Origin of the sequence: Caloramator sp. Dgby_cultured_2 (genome assembly GCF_028872215.1) — a bacterium.
GTDB classification, from domain to species: Bacteria; Bacillota; Clostridia; order Clostridiales; family Caloramatoraceae; genus Caloramator; species Caloramator australicus.
In genome coordinates, this window is record NZ_CP118396.1 from 328,241 (window position 1) to 344,985 (window position 16,745).

General features: G+C 31.6%; 15 protein-coding genes and 6 pseudogenes. 11 read left to right on the top strand and 10 right to left on the bottom strand.

Annotated elements, in window-relative coordinates; translation table 11 throughout:
* Nucleotides 1-16 precede the first annotated feature (16 nt).
* Nucleotides 17-1,442: pseudogene (locus tag PWK10_RS02180) on the top strand (carbon starvation CstA family protein).
* 134 nt (nt 1,443-1,576) lie between these two features.
* Nucleotides 1,577-2,086, top strand: a complete 510-nt coding sequence (locus PWK10_RS02185) for a ferritin (RefSeq protein WP_008909263.1) — start codon at nt 1,577-1,579, stop codon at nt 2,084-2,086.
* A 144-nt stretch (nt 2,087-2,230) separates the two neighbouring features.
* Here PWK10_RS02185 and PWK10_RS02190 read toward each other — a convergent pair whose 3' ends face one another.
* Nucleotides 2,231-3,595 carry an amino acid permease gene (locus PWK10_RS02190; protein ID WP_274767236.1) on the bottom strand — a complete coding sequence of 455 codons (1,365 nt, stop codon included), beginning with the start codon at nt 3,593-3,595 and terminating at the stop codon, nt 2,231-2,233.
* Between the two features lie 247 nt (nt 3,596-3,842).
* Here PWK10_RS02190 and PWK10_RS02195 point away from each other — a divergent pair.
* Nucleotides 3,843-4,960 (top strand): annotated as a pseudogene (locus PWK10_RS02195) (DUF362 domain-containing protein).
* Nucleotides 4,961-4,979: 19 nt separating this feature from the next.
* On the opposite strand, the gene PWK10_RS02200 reads toward PWK10_RS02195, so the two are convergent.
* The 3 genes from PWK10_RS02200 to PWK10_RS02210 all read right to left on the bottom strand — a co-directional run bounded on the left by PWK10_RS02200 (nt 4,980) and on the right by PWK10_RS02210 (nt 7,058).
* Nucleotides 4,980-5,936: a GerMN domain-containing protein gene (locus tag PWK10_RS02200; RefSeq protein WP_274767237.1), complete on the bottom strand. Its 957-nt coding sequence runs from the start codon at nt 5,934-5,936 to the stop codon at nt 4,980-4,982.
* 181 nt (nt 5,937-6,117) lie between these two features.
* Complete coding sequence (locus PWK10_RS02205) at nt 6,118-6,567, bottom strand: SLAC1 family transporter (RefSeq protein WP_274767238.1); 450 nt, start codon at nt 6,565-6,567, stop codon at nt 6,118-6,120.
* Nucleotides 6,549-7,058: an SLAC1 family transporter gene (locus tag PWK10_RS02210; protein ID WP_274767239.1), complete on the bottom strand. Its 510-nt coding sequence runs from the start codon at nt 7,056-7,058 to the stop codon at nt 6,549-6,551. Before PWK10_RS02210 ends, PWK10_RS02205 begins: the two co-directional genes overlap by 19 nt.
* A 161-nt stretch (nt 7,059-7,219) precedes the next feature.
* Here PWK10_RS02210 and PWK10_RS02215 point away from each other — a divergent pair.
* A pseudogene (locus tag PWK10_RS02215) lies at nt 7,220-7,575 on the top strand (NifB/NifX family molybdenum-iron cluster-binding protein).
* A gap of 15 nt (nt 7,576-7,590) precedes the next feature.
* Here the strand turns inward: PWK10_RS02215 and PWK10_RS02220 are convergent.
* The 6 genes and pseudogenes from PWK10_RS02220 to PWK10_RS02240 form a co-directional block, all read right to left on the bottom strand.
* Nucleotides 7,591-7,983 carry a hypothetical protein gene (locus tag PWK10_RS02220; protein WP_274767240.1) on the bottom strand — a complete coding sequence of 131 codons (393 nt, stop codon included), beginning with the start codon at nt 7,981-7,983 and terminating at the stop codon, nt 7,591-7,593.
* A gap of 69 nt (nt 7,984-8,052) precedes the next feature.
* Nucleotides 8,053-8,175, bottom strand: a pseudogene (locus PWK10_RS19330) (TetR/AcrR family transcriptional regulator); the annotation flags it as partial.
* A gap of 50 nt (nt 8,176-8,225) precedes the next feature.
* Nucleotides 8,226-9,191 carry an ABC transporter permease gene (locus PWK10_RS02225; RefSeq protein WP_274767241.1) on the bottom strand — a complete coding sequence of 322 codons (966 nt, stop codon included), beginning with the start codon at nt 9,189-9,191 and terminating at the stop codon, nt 8,226-8,228.
* Nucleotides 9,192-9,292: 101 nt separating this feature from the next.
* Nucleotides 9,293-9,577, bottom strand: a complete 285-nt coding sequence (locus PWK10_RS02230) for a hypothetical protein (RefSeq protein ID WP_274767242.1) — start codon at nt 9,575-9,577, stop codon at nt 9,293-9,295.
* A gap of 11 nt (nt 9,578-9,588) precedes the next feature.
* A complete protein-coding gene (locus PWK10_RS02235) occupies nt 9,589-10,449 on the bottom strand; it encodes a hypothetical protein (RefSeq protein WP_274767243.1) in 861 nt (286 codons plus the stop codon).
* A pseudogene (locus PWK10_RS02240) lies at nt 10,449-11,145 on the bottom strand (ABC transporter ATP-binding protein). Before PWK10_RS02240 ends, PWK10_RS02235 begins: the two are co-directional and overlap by 1 nt.
* Nucleotides 11,146-11,280: 135 nt before the next feature.
* Here PWK10_RS02240 and PWK10_RS02245 point away from each other — a divergent pair.
* From PWK10_RS02245 to PWK10_RS02270, 7 genes and pseudogenes are all read left to right on the top strand, one after another.
* Nucleotides 11,281-11,640: a hypothetical protein gene (locus tag PWK10_RS02245; RefSeq protein ID WP_274767244.1), complete on the top strand. Its 360-nt coding sequence runs from the start codon at nt 11,281-11,283 to the stop codon at nt 11,638-11,640.
* Entirely contained in the window at nt 11,637-11,900 is a 264-nt protein-coding gene (locus PWK10_RS19335; RefSeq protein WP_446715327.1) for a DNA/RNA nuclease SfsA, read from the top strand. The genes PWK10_RS02245 and PWK10_RS19335 overlap by 4 nt, the downstream gene beginning before the upstream one ends.
* A 125-nt stretch (nt 11,901-12,025) precedes the next feature.
* Entirely contained in the window at nt 12,026-12,451 is a 426-nt protein-coding gene (locus tag PWK10_RS02250) for a hypothetical protein (protein WP_274767245.1), read from the top strand.
* A gap of 14 nt (nt 12,452-12,465) precedes the next feature.
* The gene (locus PWK10_RS02255; protein ID WP_274767246.1) at nt 12,466-12,957 is read left to right on the top strand and encodes a hypothetical protein; all 492 of its coding nucleotides are present in this window, start codon (nt 12,466-12,468) and stop codon (nt 12,955-12,957) included.
* Nucleotides 12,936-13,430 (top strand): Na+/H+ antiporter NhaC family protein, encoded by a 495-nt coding sequence (locus PWK10_RS02260; RefSeq protein WP_274767247.1) that lies wholly within the window; start codon nt 12,936-12,938, stop codon nt 13,428-13,430. Before PWK10_RS02255 ends, PWK10_RS02260 begins: the two co-directional genes overlap by 22 nt.
* Nucleotides 13,431-13,483: 53 nt before the next feature.
* A complete protein-coding gene (locus PWK10_RS02265; RefSeq protein WP_274767248.1) occupies nt 13,484-13,753 on the top strand; it encodes a Na+/H+ antiporter NhaC family protein in 270 nt (89 codons plus the stop codon).
* A gap of 3 nt (nt 13,754-13,756) precedes the next feature.
* A pseudogene (locus PWK10_RS02270) lies at nt 13,757-16,672 on the top strand (insulinase family protein).
* Nucleotides 16,673-16,745 lie beyond the last annotated feature (73 nt).

The window sequence follows — 16,745 nt, forward strand, 5'->3', positions numbered from 1 at the left end:
ATATAGGAGGGGTATTATGTTATCCTTTATTGCAGGTATTGTAGTTTTAGTTTTAGGTTATTTTATTTATGGTAAATTTATTGAAAATCTATTTGGAGCTAATGAAAACAGGAAAACTCCAGCATTTACAATGCAGGATGGAGTAGACTATGTTCCAATGCCTACATGGAAGGTTTTTTAATTCAGCTCTTAAATATTGCCGGCTTAGGACCTATATTTGGTGCAATTCAGGGGCACTCTTTGGACCGGTTGCGTTTTTATGGATAGCATTAGGAAGTATATTTGCAGGAGCTGTTCATGATTATTTATCCGGTATGATTTCAGTAAGACATAACGGCGCAAGCTTATCAGAAATTCAAGGGGTTTATTTAGGTAAGAAAATTCAGAATATAATGAGGGTATTTACAATAGTTTTACTTGTTCTTGTTGGTGTTGTATTCGTTACAGGACCTGCCAAGCTACTTGCAGCAATAACTCCTGATTATATGACATTAACCTTTTGGGTGGTTGTTGTATTTGCTTACTATTTCCTTGCAACTATTTTACCTATTGATGTTATTATAGGTAGGCTTTATCCACTATTTGGTATTGCCCTTGTTATAATGGCAGTTGGAGTAGGTGGAGGAATTCTATTAAAGGGTTATCATATTCCTGAAATACAATTTGTTAATATGCATCCTAAGAACTTACCAATTTTCCCAATGATGTTCATAACAATTGCTTGTGGTGCTATTTCAGGTTTCCATGCAACACAATCACCACTTATGGCAAGATGTATGGTTAATGAAAAGGAAGGAAGAAGAGTATTCTACGGTGCTATGATAGCTGAAGGAATAATAGCTATGGTTTGGGCAGCTGCGGGTATGGCCTTCTATGGAGGTGTTCAGGGACTTGCTGGAACTTTAGGAAAAGTTGGCCCAAGCGGTGCGGTTCTTGAAATTACAAAGACTCTTTTAGGACCATTAGGCGGTGTTCTTGCAATGCTCGGTGTTATTGCTTGCCCTATAACATCAGGTGATACTGCTTTTAGAGGCGCAAGACTTATGATTGCTGATATGATAAATTATAAGCAAGATAAAATATCAAAAAGATTACTTTTAGCAGCACCTTTATTTGCAGTAGGTATAGCGTTAACATTTATTAACTTTGATATAATCTGGAGATATTTTGCTTGGGCAAACCAAACTCTTGCAATGGTTACCCTCTGGGCAGCTGCAGTTTACCTTGTGAAGAAGAATAAGAACCACTGGGTTGCAACTATTCCAGCAACATTTATGTCCTATGTAAGCTCAAGCTATATATTACAGGCAAAGGAAGGGTTTAAACTTCCAGCAACAATGTCAAACATAGCAGGGATTTTAATAGCAATAGCTTTACTTGCAATATTTATGACAGCAGGAAAAAGATTTGCACAAACTATAGAACTTGAAGAAACAGCATAGTTAAAGGGACGGTTCATAAATATTTAAGTAAAAGAATCAAATACAAGATTCTTAGAATATTATAAAGTTTATGAACCGTCCCTTTCTTTTTGGGAAGAAGTGATAAAATAAAGTAAAAACAAAGGAGTGGTCCTATGGTATCAGAAAGATTGTTTAACGCTCTAAACGATCAATATAACTTCGAGTTATATTCTGCTCATATTTATGTGGCTATGGCAGCATATTTTGAAGACCAAGATTTAGAAGGTTTTGCTAACTTTTTTAAGGTTCAAGAGCAGGAAGAAAGATTCCATGCATCAAAGTTTTATACATACATAGCTGAGAAAAATGGAAGGATTAGGGTGGATGGCATTCCAACACCAGAAAATGATTTTGAATCAATTATAGATGTATTTAAAAAAGCTATTGAACATGAAAGAAAGGTTACAGAAAGAATATACAATCTTATGAATATAGCAATGGAAGAAAAGGAACATGCAACAGTTAGCTTTTTGAAGTGGTTTGTAGATGAGCAGACAGAAGAGGAAGCTATGTTTAATAAGATTATTAAAAAGCTTGAGAGGATAAAGGATGACCCAAATGGAATTTATATGCTTGATGCAGAACTTGCACAAAGAGTTTTTACACCACCAGCTAATGCGTGAAAATTAGATTTTTGTCTATATTTAGGGTGGGCAATTTACCTAAATGCCCACCCTCCTCATTAAGGAACGGTTCATAAAAATTATAAATTTATTTCCTTAATGAATTAATAACTTAAAGTAAACGTTATTAGTATTTTGATAAAATTATGAACCGTTTCCTGAAATTTTATTCGTTACTAATATCTCCATTTTGTATTTTTGATATACATAGAATGGTATTCCAAGAAGCATCAATATGAAGCCATACATAACAACTTCTGCACCCGTTCCATAGATTGCATAAATAGAGTATGCAAAAGCTAAAAGCGCTATAAATGAACTTTTAATAAAGTTCCAGAGATTAAAGTTTTCGGACTTATTTCTCAAAAGAAGTATTTCAGCTGCAGCAGTAAATGAATATGCAGGTAAAAATGCTAAAGTCGCAAGTAAAAGCATAAAGTTAAATGCAGCTGTAAGGCTTGATACATAGTTCATTATAAGAAGAATATTTGCTGCAATACCGCTTATAATTAGTGATGCAGAGGGAGTATTATATTTAGGATGAACCTTTGCAAAAATCTTTGGGAACATTTTATCCTCTGCAGCAGCAAAGGAGCTTCTTGCAGTTACAAGAATCCATCCTGAAGTTGCACCAAGGGTTGATATAAGGGCACCTAAAGCTATAAAGGTTCCTCCCCAAGTTCCACCTGTTGCAAAGTTTATTATATCCGCTAAAGGAGCGTTAGACTTTGCAAGTTCAACCTGAGGCATCGCGCCTATTGCAAAGATGCTTATTAGGATGTATATTAAAGCTGTAATTAATGTTCCGTAAATTGTGCTAAGCCTTATATTTCTTTCAGGGTTTTTAATTTCTCCAGCTGGAATTGTTGCACATTCAAGTCCGACAAAGGACCAAAGTGTAATTGCAATCGCTGCAGGGATTGTTGACATTCCAGCAACCTCAGGTGCTGAAACTGTTGAGAAATATGAAGGATTAAAATGCATAGCAGCAATTATTGCAAAAACAATTAATGGAACGATTTTTAGAACTGTTGTTATGATACTTACTATTCCAGCTTCTTTGACACCTTTATAATTGATGTAGGTTAATATCCATAGAATTGCTGAGGAAGCTATAAATGCAGCAGCTCTGTTATTACTGAAAATCGGGAAAAAGTATGAAAGATAATTCATAAGTGCAGTGATAATAGCTGCATTTCCTACCCAAGAACCAACCCAATATGTCCATGCAATTAAAAAGGCAGCAAATTTTCCAAAGGCCGCTCTTGTGTAAACTATAGGACCTCCAGTTTGAGGCATTTTAGCTCCTAGCTTTGCAAAGCTTAGAGCAATAAGCATTGAACCTAAAGCTGTAATTAACCAAGCTATTATAGTTGCCTTTGGATTTGAGGCAGCCGCAAGACCTTGTGGAGCCATAAATATTCCAGAACCGATCATATTTCCAACCACTATCGCTGTCGCAGCTACAAGACCTAATTCTCTTTTAAGATTAGTGTTATTGTTTTCCATTTTCTTCACCTCGATATATTTTTTTCTGCCCGGGCGTTTTTTAAAATTATATTAATAAATATACAACAATTTTCGACAAAGTCAATATATAAATTTATAAATATGCAAAGTTTTTATATTCAAAATTGGATGAATTGTGCAAAAATATTTGAAATAATGAATAAATATTATAAAATATTCTATTTGAAGTTTGAATATAATCATTTATAATTATTTTTATAAGACTTTTTCCTTTGGAGGTGTTGACATGTCAAAATCAAAAGTGTATTTTACGGATCTTAGAACTAAACCTGGTTATAATATGCTCGACAAACTTGAAAGACTTGTAAAATCTGCTGGAATAGAAAAAATAGATTTTAAAAATAAATATGTAGCCATAAAAATTCATTTTGGTGAACCGGGCAATTTAGCATATATAAGACCTAACTATGCCGCAAGAATAGTAAAATTAATAAAGCAGCTGGGGGTAAGCCCTTTTTAACGGATGCTAATACCTTGTATACAGGAAGAAGACATAACGCATTGGACCATCTTGATGCTGCTTATGAGAATGGATTTAACCCATTAACTGTGGGTTGCCAAATAATTATAGCTGACGGTTTAAAAGGAACAGAGTATAGAGAAATTGAGGTTAATTTAAAGCATACCAAGTCAGCCAAAATAGGCTCGGCAATTGCAGATGCCGATATTATAATTTCCATGAATCATTTTAAAGGACATGAAATGACGGGATTTGGAGGAGCTTTAAAAAACATTGGAATGGGTTCTGGTTCAAGAGGCGGAAAGTTATTTATGCATTCCTCATCTAAGCCTGTAATAAAGCTTAAAAACTGCGTTGGTTGTGGAATGTGTGTAAGAAGCTGTGCCCATGATGCAATTACTTTAAATGAAAATAAAAAAGCTGTAATTGATTACGAAAAATGTGTAGGATGTGGGCAATGCGTTGCTGTATGTCAATTTAATGCTGCGCAGGTTAAATGGGATGAAGCAGCAGTTGTTGCAAGTGAAAAGATAGCTGAATATACATATGCAGTATTAAAGGATAAACCCCATTTCCATATTAATTTTATTATGGACGTTTCACCAAATTGCGATTGTTGGTCAAACAATGATATGCCGATTATTCCTAATTTAGGAATAGCTGCATCCTTTGACCCAGTTGCACTTGATAAGGCGTGTGCTGATATGGTAAATAATGCACCAATGCTTCATGGATGTGCCCTCGAATCAGTTGAGCATGTTCATGTAGATGGGGAATTTGATAAATTTACAAGCCTTTACCACAAAACAGATTGGAGAGCTACGTTAAAGCACGGAGAAGAAATTGGACTTGGAAGTCTTGAATATGAGCTTATTAAAGTATGAAAAGCTGCCAAATGGCAGCTTATTTTAATTCAATTGCATTGTTATAATCCACCTTAAAATATTCATCCTTGCTGATTGCAATATGACCTGATTCATAAGGTCTTCCGTCTAAAGAAATATATACTTTATCAACGTTATAATAATCACCAAGGGTATTCACAAGACTTTGAATTATCATAGCCTCAAGGGAGGAACCTGCATTCATATCGCTTACAAATTCCTTTGATAAATCGATATAAACTTTATTTTCATTTGGTATTAAATATAAGCTATTTATTTTTGAATTAGGACCGAGTATCTTAGTTAACCCTTCCTTTGGAGGAGTTTTAAGAAAAGATTCAAACTTTTGAATTACAGTATCATTTGTTTTGAATTCTAATTTTTGTTTTACAAAAGCTATTCTATCATTTTCAAAATCAGGGTAGTAAAATTTTACGGTTTGAACAACGGGAATATCTTGTTCTATTTTTTCAATGGTAGTTTCTATTTTATTTCCGTTAAAGTCAAAAACACTTTTTACATGGCCGACATTTATAACATAATAGTCATAGGTTTTATAATCCTTACCTTCTGTCGTAACCTCCAAAGCCTTAAAGGAACCATAAGGGGTTACTATTTCCTTTTCTAAATCAGAAATATACCTTTTATTTCCTTCCCTTGTTGTCCAGGTTGTTCCAACTTCAATTGGTTCTTTTAAAAGAATTTCATAATTTGAGTTTTGAGAATCTATTATATTGTCCCTATAATAGAATTCCTCTTGAGATCTTATAAACCTAAGTTCTCCATCTTTGATTTCATAAACTTGAGCTAGAGTTGTTCCAGGGTTTATAACTCTAAGCTGAATACGATTGTCCTTTATAAAATCCACATAAACATCTTTTTCGGCATATTCATTGCCTATACCTTGGTATTTCATTCTTCTATCAGCAACAAAGGGGAAATAATCTTTAACAAGTGTATTTTTTAGATGGTTCATTATTTTGATTTGTATTTGGCAACTTTTGAGCACAGGATATAAAAAACATTGATATTAAGAATATGACAAATATTTTTTTCATACGAACTACTCCCTTCTAAAATGGAACCTTAATTATATTATTACACTAATTAGCTTAAAAGTCTACAAAAAAGGAATGAGCTGAAAGCTCATTCCTCCTCTATACATATTTGCTTTTTGATATAGCGTAAATTGTTTTATAGGATATTATTACTACTAAGAGAATTATCAGAAGGAAAATAGCTGTAAACAATGTTTTGAAAAATATAAGCTTTGTATTATTTAGCATTACAAAGGTTGCAACCGAAAAGGCTGAAAGTGGAAAAATGTATGCCCACCATGATAGATAGAATTTTATTTTTGTAAACATTTTATATTGCGAGAAAACTAATAACAAAGTAAATAATGCAAAATAATACAAGATCCTAGCAAAGTTATCTATACCTTCAGTTAGTTTAAAATATGCTATCAATCCAACCGAAGGTGGAGCAATAAGGATAAATAGCGTTGGCATTAGTTTTTCCGGTAGATTGTTATGAAAAATTATTCTATACAAAAGCATCGTTAAAAAGGGAAGATAAAAAGCAATCCCTATACTAAAAAGAACCATAAAATTTCCTTTGAAATAAATTTTGTTCCTGCTATTGGAACTAATAAATTACCTAATATTGGGATAAACCAAGCAGGATTAAAATGTTGAATTTGAAAATTTGTGTGCTGGACCCATTTAGTTATTGTGTTTAAAGAGAAAAATAGATGCAGTGGAGCACCAATAAAAAATAAAGTTTTTGAAATAGATGCATCGATTTCTAAAAAGGCAATAGAAAGCAAAAGCATACTTATAGATATAGTTGGAACAAACGCCATTCTTATTGGATGGTTGAAGTCTCCTTTAACTTCATCATTATATTTAATAAATTTTAATACATATGTTAATAATATTATAAGAAATAAAGTTAAATCAATATAACCTAATGGGTGGCTCAGTTTAAAAGTTTTATAAATTATTTCAAACTTTTGCATTGCTATTATAGATCCTGAAAGACCCATAATAATTGAAAAAAATGATATTGGAAAATGTTTTAAACGTGAAGTTGTCATATATTTACCCTCCTTAAAAATGTTATTATAGGCATATGTTCAAAATAAATTATATTAAAATTATGGGTATATGTCAAATTATTGTTTAAGATTATTGAAATAACAAAAGCAATAAAATATAATTAAATTAAACATATACCCAAAATAAAAGAGGTGATCGTATGAAAATTGCTATTGCTGTAATTGGCAACGAAGTTTCACAACATTTTGGCCAAAGTGAGAGCTTTTATATTTATGAAGTTGAAGGAAGGGAAATAAAAGCGAGGGAGATAAAAAATCACCAGGACATGGACACGCTTTAATTGGAGGATTTTTAAAGGAAAATGAAGTAGAGCTTGTAATTTCAGGCTGCATGGGTGAGGGTGCCTTTAATGGTTTGAAGGCCCAAGGAATAAAAGTATTGACAGGTGCAGAGGGAACTCCTGATGAGATAATTAAAGATTACATTGAAGGCAAACTAAACTTAAAAGAAGATGGATGTATCCATGCCGGTGGACACCATCACGGACATCATTAATTAAAGGGGCTAAAATTAGCCCCTTATACATCCATATTTTAATATTTCTAAATATTCATCTATATCCTTTAATATTCTTTCTGTATCTATTACTATATTCCCCTCATTATCCATATTCTCCTTCATATATTTATTGCCGTAATTTTCTAAGGTCCAAACTATTGTTTCTACTGCTTTGTTTTTATCTATACCATCTCTAAATTTTGAATAATCGATATTAGCAAATAAAAGTTTAAATCCTTCTTGAGCATAATTTTGATATCTTTTTAAGACTTCTTCTTTTACTTCCTCAGGAATATCTGAAAAGGCTCTTATTAAAAATTTGCTCTCTAAGGATAGCTTTTCAAATATATTAAGCTTAGCAACCTGCCAATTTTTTAATCTCTCAAAGAAATCCCCTATATTCATATCTGCAGTTTTAAAAAATTCATCGAAAATTACTGGAATTACATAATCGATGAGATATAAATATAATCTCTTTTTATTTTTAAAATAGTGAAACAGAAGGCCCTTTGAAATTTCAGCCTTTTCAACTATTCTATTAGTAGATGCCTTTTCATATCCATTGTTTGCAAACTCCTCAAGGGCTGCTTTAATTATTTTGTTTCTTTTTCTTCTGAAAGTTTTTCAAATGCCTTTAACAAGTTGATCTACTCCCTTTGTGTTTTAAGTGCTTCCGACATAGGAATTTTGAATATATTTTTCTTTGAGAAATATTTTGAGACTTCAAAGGTAATATAAAGAATTAAAAATCCTAAAATTATGGAAACAGTGTTTAGCTTTAACGGAAAAGCAAAGTCAATGTTTTGAGCAAAGCTGTTTAACAATGTATCCATTGACTTTATTAACAATGGGATGGAAAGAATGAAACCTATTATAATAGGAATAGTGAAGGTATTTAAAATTAAATCGTTTATTTCTTTGTGAGTATAACCTAATATTTTAAACATCGATATATTGGTTTTATTTTCTTCAATCGAAAGTCCTGTTACTACATATATTACAATAAGAGCTATAAAAAATGCAACAAAGGATACAAGTCCTAATGAAACTCTAAGAGGATTTATTATAGCTTTAAAAGCCTCTTTAATATCATTTTTGGTTTCAAATTTTAATATTTTTTCCTCAGGAATGTTTAATTTTTCCTTTGAAAAAATTCCAATAAAGCTGTTGGAATCAAATCCTAATAGATTGTTTAGTTGAGAAAGCGGCATATAAATATTGTTTCCTGTATAGATTTCAGCAATTTTATCTATTTTTATAGTATAATCATCGTTATTATATTTATTTGTGATTACTATAGTATCTCCCTCTTTTACCTTTAATGTTTTGGCAAGAGGTTTAGTTATTATTACATTATTCTTTGAAATAGGATTACTATTTTTATCGACGAGATTTATATATTGTGAATTTGGGTTTATTCCAAATACAACAAAACTTTCTACCTTTCCATTAACCTTAAAAACAGAAAAGTTATATTCTTCGCCTCCATAGATGTTACTAGTCTCATAGGACTTTAAAACATAATTATACTCGTATTTAAAAACATCATTTAAACTTTGATTTAAAAGATAGTCTATAGAATTTCTATATAAGAAACCTAAAAGAAGGAACATCGAGGCAAGTGTAATTCCAAAGATTAGGACAAAGAGCCTTGGAATGCTTTTTGCGATTTCCCTGATTTTAAATTTTGCAGGAAATCTCAGCTTTTTTAAGTTTAGACTTTTTCAATAAAACCAACTTTAGAATTCTCAGTTTTTCCTCTCATCAATTTTACAGGCGAATATCTTAATGCTTTAAATAAGACTATCAGGATAGTTGGAATTATAAAAATATAGGGGATTAATAAACTGCCTAGGATATACTTATAATCAAAGGAATTATCTATAAGAGGAATGTTAAAATAAAAAGTAAAATACTCTGATAAAGGCTTAACCAAGAATAGTCCAAATATTGTTCCAATTATTCCTCCAGTTAAAGCGATTATATTAACAAAGGACAAATAGTGCAGTCCTATTTCCTTTTAGAATATCCTAAAGCATATAAAGTTCCAATCTGAGTAAATTCGGTTTTTATCATTCGCCAAAGGACAACGGCAACCAGCAGGGAGGTTAATAGGAGAATCATAGCAGGAAGAGCGATTGCCATCTTTGCTGAGCCCATAAGCTTTGCATTTACAAAGGAGAATCTTGGGTTGTCGTTAATTTCCTGCCAGAATATTATGAAATGATTCTCTCCAAGGTATTCTTTGATTTCTTCTAAACTATTAGAGTGAGATTTTAAAAGATAGTAGACAGTTCCTTTAATAGGCATTTCATTCATCGCTTTATCTGATATTATAGCAGTTCCAAATATCTTATAATTGACCATAATATCTCCTTCGGATTTTAAAGGATATATATAATCTGGCATTGCAAAGAATCCAACTATTGTAAACTCTTTATCCAAAATATTAATCTTATCACCTAAATTATATCCGTTGGTTTTTGCAAAGTTAGGCTCAAGGAGTATTTCGTTCATGTTTTTAATATCATTGCCTTCTACTATATATGGAATATTTACTTTGCTTGTTTTTTCAAATACTCTAATGGTAGTATTTTCACTTATATTAGTATCAAACTGACGTCTTGCCTCTATGGAAATATTAAATTTGTCCTCAAGCTTCTTTATATCATCGATAGGCCTTTGCAGTATTGCCTTTGCATCTTCAACCTTAGTTTTTTCTAAAAATAAATCCTTGTTTTTCTCAACGTTTTTCATTGCAATATTTAAATTAGAATAAAGCAAAGAACTTAACATAACAAGCACTATAGAGCCTATATAAATAGCCTTTTGCTTTAACAGAACCCTAAAAATTCTTTTATTTAAAATCATTACCACTCAACTCCTTCAGCAGAAATTTTTGCTGAATTAACCTTGTCTTCCACAATTTCACCACTTCTTAATCTAATAATTCTATCTGCCATTCCACTTATTGCAGTATTGTGGGTTACGATGAATATTGTAGTATTGTATTCCTTGTTTATTTTTTCAAGTAGCATTAATATTTCTTTTGCAGTTTTAAAGTCAAGGGCACCGGTGGGCTCATCGCATAGAAGTATTTCGGGATTTTTAGCAAGGGCTCTTGCAATTGAAACCCTTTGTTGCTCTCCACCGCTTAATTCCTGAGGAAATTTATCTTTTTATCTAGCATACCGACCGAATCTAATACTTTTTCAAGGCTAAGGGGTTTTTGCTTATATTTGCAGCTACCTCTACGTTTTCGTAAACATTAAGGTTGGGAATGAGATTATAAAATTGAAAAACAAAACCTATCTTGTTTCTTCTATAAAGAGTTAGGTCCTTATCACTTAGCTTAGAAATATTCATATCCCCAATTAAAATATCTCCGCTATCAACCCTATCAATTCCTCCGATTAGATTTAAGAGTGTTGATTTTCCTGAACCTGATGGACCAAGAATTGTAATTATTTGTCCTTTGTTTACATTAAAAGAAATGTTTCTGAGGGAAAAGACTACATTTTTGCCACTTGTAAATTCTTTGTTTACATTGTGAAGTTGAATAAACATTAAATCACCCCTTTAATATAATTGACCATATGGTCAATTATATTATATACCTTTTTTGTAAATAATCAATACCTAAACTTGACATTTTAAAAGGTGGCTGATATTCTTTAGAAAAATAGTTTAGGAGGCATAAGGATGGGATATAAAATACCAGGAGAAAAGATAGAAGGAAGATTTATAAAAAGGCTAAATAGGTTTGAAGCCATAGTTGAAATAGAAGAAAAAGAAATACTTTGCCATGTGCCAAACACAGGCAGATTAAGGGAGCTTTTACTTCCAAATGCCAAAGTGTTTTTGGTAAGAAGCAACAATAAAAACAGGAAAACCGAGTGGACATTGATGTTTGTTGAAAAGAATAAAGGGTTAGTTTGTATAAATTCTGCTATGGCAAACAGGGTGCTAGAAAGTGCCATTAAGGAGAATGTAGTTAAATTAGAAAAGGGAGTTTTAAAAAGGGAGGTTAGTTTTTATAATAGTAAATTTGATTTTTTATAGATGGAAATGAAAAGACATTTATTGAAGTTAAATGTGCTACCTTTGAGGAAAATGGCATTGCAAAATTTCCAGATGCTCCAACCGATAGAGGAAGAAGGCATATTGAGGAGCTTATAAAGGCGGTTGAATTAGGCTATAAGGCTAAAATTATTTTTGTTGCCTTTATGGATTTTGTAAATCTTTTTACGCCATATAAGGAGATGGATGAAAAATTTGCATTAACTTTAAAAAAGCAAAGGAAAAGGGTGTTGAAGTTATAGCATATAGATGTAGTATAGAATTAGATGAAATAAATGTAATAGATAAGATAACGGTTGAGCTCTAAAACAATGTTGAGATATGGAATTTATTGGTTTATAATAATTTTAAATGGAAGGGGGATTTTATGTTTAAAGTGGGAGATAAAGTTAAGATCCTTTCTGTCGGGGAGGGGATAGATAAAATATTCATAAATAGAATAGGATACATCGATAAGATAGATCCTAAAAGTTATTATCCATATCATGTTAGATTCGAGGACATAATTTTAAACGAAGAAGCAAGGTATTTATGGTGGAATGAAGAAAATTTAGCTTTGACGGATGAAAAGGATCCAGCAAAAGTTGACTATGAAAATTTAAAATGTTTAAGATGTGGTGGGAAGATGAAATTTTTAAAGGAATACAGATTTGATACACAAAAGGAATATAGAGATTTTATATCAACGATTATTGATTATGAAGAGGCTATAGTTTTTAACGTTTATGTTTGCGAAGACTGCAGGCATACAGAATTTTTCTTTGTAGGAATAAGAACAGGAATAGATGTTTAACTAAGGGGGATAAAATGGTTTACTTTATATTTTTGCTGCTTTTTATATTTATCTTTATTTCGATGCTTCTAAATATATCAATAATTTATCCTTTAATCATAGGTCTTTTACTTTTTTCTTTTTATTCTTATAAGCTCGGATTTTCTTTTAATGAAATCTTAAAAATGATATTTAAAGGTGGAAAAAAATCAACGGTAGTTATAAAAATTTTTATTTTAATAGGAGCAGTAATGGGGGTATGGCTATCCTCCGGTGTTGTTCCTTATATCGTTTATCTTGGGATTAAATTCATGAATCCTAAATTTTTCTTGGTTTATACATTTATAATTTGTAGCATCACATCATATTTAATAGGAAGTGCCTTTGGAACGGTAGGAACAATTGGGATAGCACTTATAATCCTTGCAAAGGGGGCAGGGATAAACATCAATTTAGCAGCAGGAGCAATTCTTTCGGGCTCTTTTTTGGTGATAGATGTTCGCCTATGTCTTCAAGTGCAAACTTAGTTGCAAATTTAACTGAAACAGAGCTTTATGTTAATGTGAAAAATATGATTAAAAACTCATTAATCCCTACAGTTATTACAATTTTAATATATTTACTTTTATCAATAAATTTAAACATATCTATGGTGAATAAAAATATTGTTAAGGACATTAGTAAGGAGTTTATATTAACGCCATATTTATTACTTCCTGCCATAATTATTATAATTTTATCCTTATTTAAGGTGGATGTGAAAAAATCGATATCTGTAAGCATTATTGCAGCTATATTTTTAGATGTTTTTGTTCAAAATAGGAATATAGTTGAAACATTAAAATATATGATATTTGGATTTAAAATAGACAATAATAATTTAGTAGCACAGATAATTAAAGGCGGAGGGATTTTATCAATGCTTAAGGTGTCCATGATTGTATTTTTATCCTCTGCCTATAGTGGAATATTTGAGGAAACAAAAATGCTACAAAAATAGAGGGAGGAATTGCAAGATTAAGCGAAAGAATTGGTAATACTCCTTCTACAATAATGGTAAGTATTATTACTTCTATGATAGGTTTTACTCAAGCCCTTGCGGTTATACTTGCTGTTCAATTTGCTAAAGGTCTTTATAAGGATAAATATAAATTGGCCCTTGATATAGAAAATTCCGCCATAGTCATTGCACCTTTAATTCCTTGGAACATAGCTGGAGCAGTTCCGGCAAGTATAATGGGTGTTAATAGTGGACTTATAATATATGCCGTATATTTATATGTCCTGCCAATATACAATATAATTTTAAGCAAGAGGAGGTAAAATATGGAAATTGATAAAGTTTATCATGGATTTAGACTTTTAGAAATAAGGGATATCAAAGAAATTAATTCAAAGGCCTACATATTTGAACATGAAAAGACTGGTGCAAGACTTTTAAAAATTCATAACGATGATGATAATAAAGTGTTTTCGATTTCTTTTAGAACTCCACCTAGCGATAGCACAGGAGTTCCTCATATTATTGAACATTCTGTTTTGTGCGGTTCAAGAAAATTTCCGGTAAAGGAACCCTTTGTTGAGCTTATTAAAGGTTCCCTGCAGACCTTTTAAACGCTATGACATATCCTGATAAAACAATGTATCCTGTTGCAAGCAAAAATGAGAAGGATTTCTTTAATCTTATGGATGTTTATCTTGATGCTGTTTTCTATCCTAACATATATAAAACTCCTGAGATACTTATGCAGGAAGGATGGCACTATGAACTTTTTGACAAAAACGATGAGCTAACCTTAAGGGGAGTAGTTTATAACGAAATGAAGGGAGCTTTTTCTTCCCCAGAATCAATTCTCTTTAGAAAGATAAGTGAAACTCTTTTTCCAGATACTACATATGGCTACGAATCTGGAGGAGACCCAGACCATATACCAGAGTTAACATATGAAGAATTTATTGAATTTCATAAAAAATTTTATCATCCTTCAAACAGTTATATCTATTTGTATGGAAACGGCAATATTGAAAAGGAACTTCAATTTATAGACGAGTATTTAAAGGATTTTGAAAAGACAGAAATATATTCAGAAATAGATTTTCAACCGCCCTTTGAAGATATTAAAGAAATCGAAATGGAGTATCCTATCGCTGATGATGAAGACACAAAAGAGAAAACATTTTTAAGTTTAAACTTTGTGACCGGCGATGCAAGAAACGTTGAGGAGACATTGGCTTTAGAGATACTAGAGCACATTCTTCTTGGCACCTTTGCATCACCACTAAAGAAGGCACTCGTAGATGCAGGGTTAGGTAAGGATGTATTTGGTAGCTTTGAAGGAAGCATTCTACAGCCTATGTTTAGCATTATTGTTAAGGGTTCAGAGATAGATAAAAAGGAAAAATTTAAAGAGGTAGTTTTTGAAACCCTTAACAAGCTTGTTAAAGATGGACTTGACAAAAACTCATAGAAGCTTCCATAAATAAAATAGAATTTCAAATGAGGGAAGCGGAACACGAATACGCACCTAAAGGACTTTTATATGGAATTAAACTTATGAATAGTTGGCTATATGATGCCCATCCGACAGCATATTTAGAATATGATGCTCCTCTTCAAAACATTAAAGATGGAGCAAAGGGAAGGTATTTTGAGGAGTTAATAGAAAAGTATTTATTAAATAATAAGCATGCTTCGGTTTTAATATTAAAACCAAAGAAGGGCATGCTAAGGGAAAAGGAAAATGCCCTTAAAGAAAGGCTACAAAAAATAAAGGAGTCAATGACAGATGAGGAGCTTGAAAGGATAATAGAAAACACCAAAAACCTTCTTAAAAGGCAGGAAACTCCGGATCCAAGGGAAGCCCTTGAGACAATTCCATTACTTTCTATTAGCGATATAAAACGTGAGGCTGATGTATTGCCCCTTGTTGAAAAAGAAATTCAAGGCTGTAAATTGCTTTTCCATCCGGTATTTACAAATAAAATTGCCTATACTAATTTTTACTTTGATATGGATAAAGTTGAGATTGAGCTTATGCCTTATGCTTCCCTTCTTTCAACACTACTTGGCAAACTTTCAACAGAAAACTATTCATATGAAGAACTTGCAAAGGAAATAGATATTAATATTGGTGGAATTAAGTATTATCCGCAAATAATAGAAAAAATAAATAATATTGATGAATTTAAGCCAATATTCGTAATTGAGTCAAAGGCACTGATGGATAAATTACCAAGAATGTTGGAGCTTATTGGAGAAATAATTAATAGAACTAAATTTGATGACAAGAAGAAGATTAAAGAAATAATTCAACAAACAAAATCAAGACTTGAAATGGTTATTATAGAGAAGGGCCATACCGTTGCATCTAAAAGGCTTACTTCCTATTTTTCAAAGGCAGCAAAAATCAATGAAACTATGAATGGATTAGAGTTTTATAAGTTTATCGCAAATTTAGAAAAGAATTTTGATGATTTTTATGATGATTTGATTAATAAGCTCTATAAGGTTAAGGACAGGATATTTAACATAAATAATTTATTACTCAGCTTAACCTGTGAAGAGAGGGATGCTAAGCTTTACGAAGACAACATAGTATATATTTTAAAGGATCTTAAGAAGGATAAATTAGAAAAGACAAACCTTGATGTAGAATTAAGCAAAGATAATGAAGGCTTATTGACACAGGCAAATGTCCAATACGTGGCAAAGGGATATAATTATAGAAAGCTTGGATATCAATATAATGGAACAATGCAGGTATTAAGGACAATTATAAGCCTTGACTATTTGTGGAATAAAGTAAGAGTTCAAGGTGGAGCCTATGGATGTTTTATGAATATCGAAAGAAACGGAACATTGACCTTTGCTTCCTATAGGGATCCTAATTTAAAAGAAACGATTAAAGCTTATGATGATACCGTAAAATTTATAGAAGGCTTAGAAATAGACGATAGGGAAATGACGAAATATATCATAGGAACAATGAGCAAGCTAGATTTTCCATTAAATCCTTTCCTTAAAGGCAGAATATCTGATGAAAATTATATGAGGGGAATAACCCAAGAGGACATTCAAAAGAAAGAGAAGAAGTATTAGATGCTAAATTAGAAGGCATAAAATCCTTAAAAAATGTTATCGAAGATGTAATAAAGCAAGAATATATATGCGTTTTAGGAAATGAAAATAGGATTAAAGATAATCAAGATATATTTAACAAGCTTGTTAAGGTATTTGAATAAGGTCTGCAAAAGCAGACCTTATTATTTTTGAAGGAATTTGATAATTTTTGTAGAAATATATAAGTATAAAAGT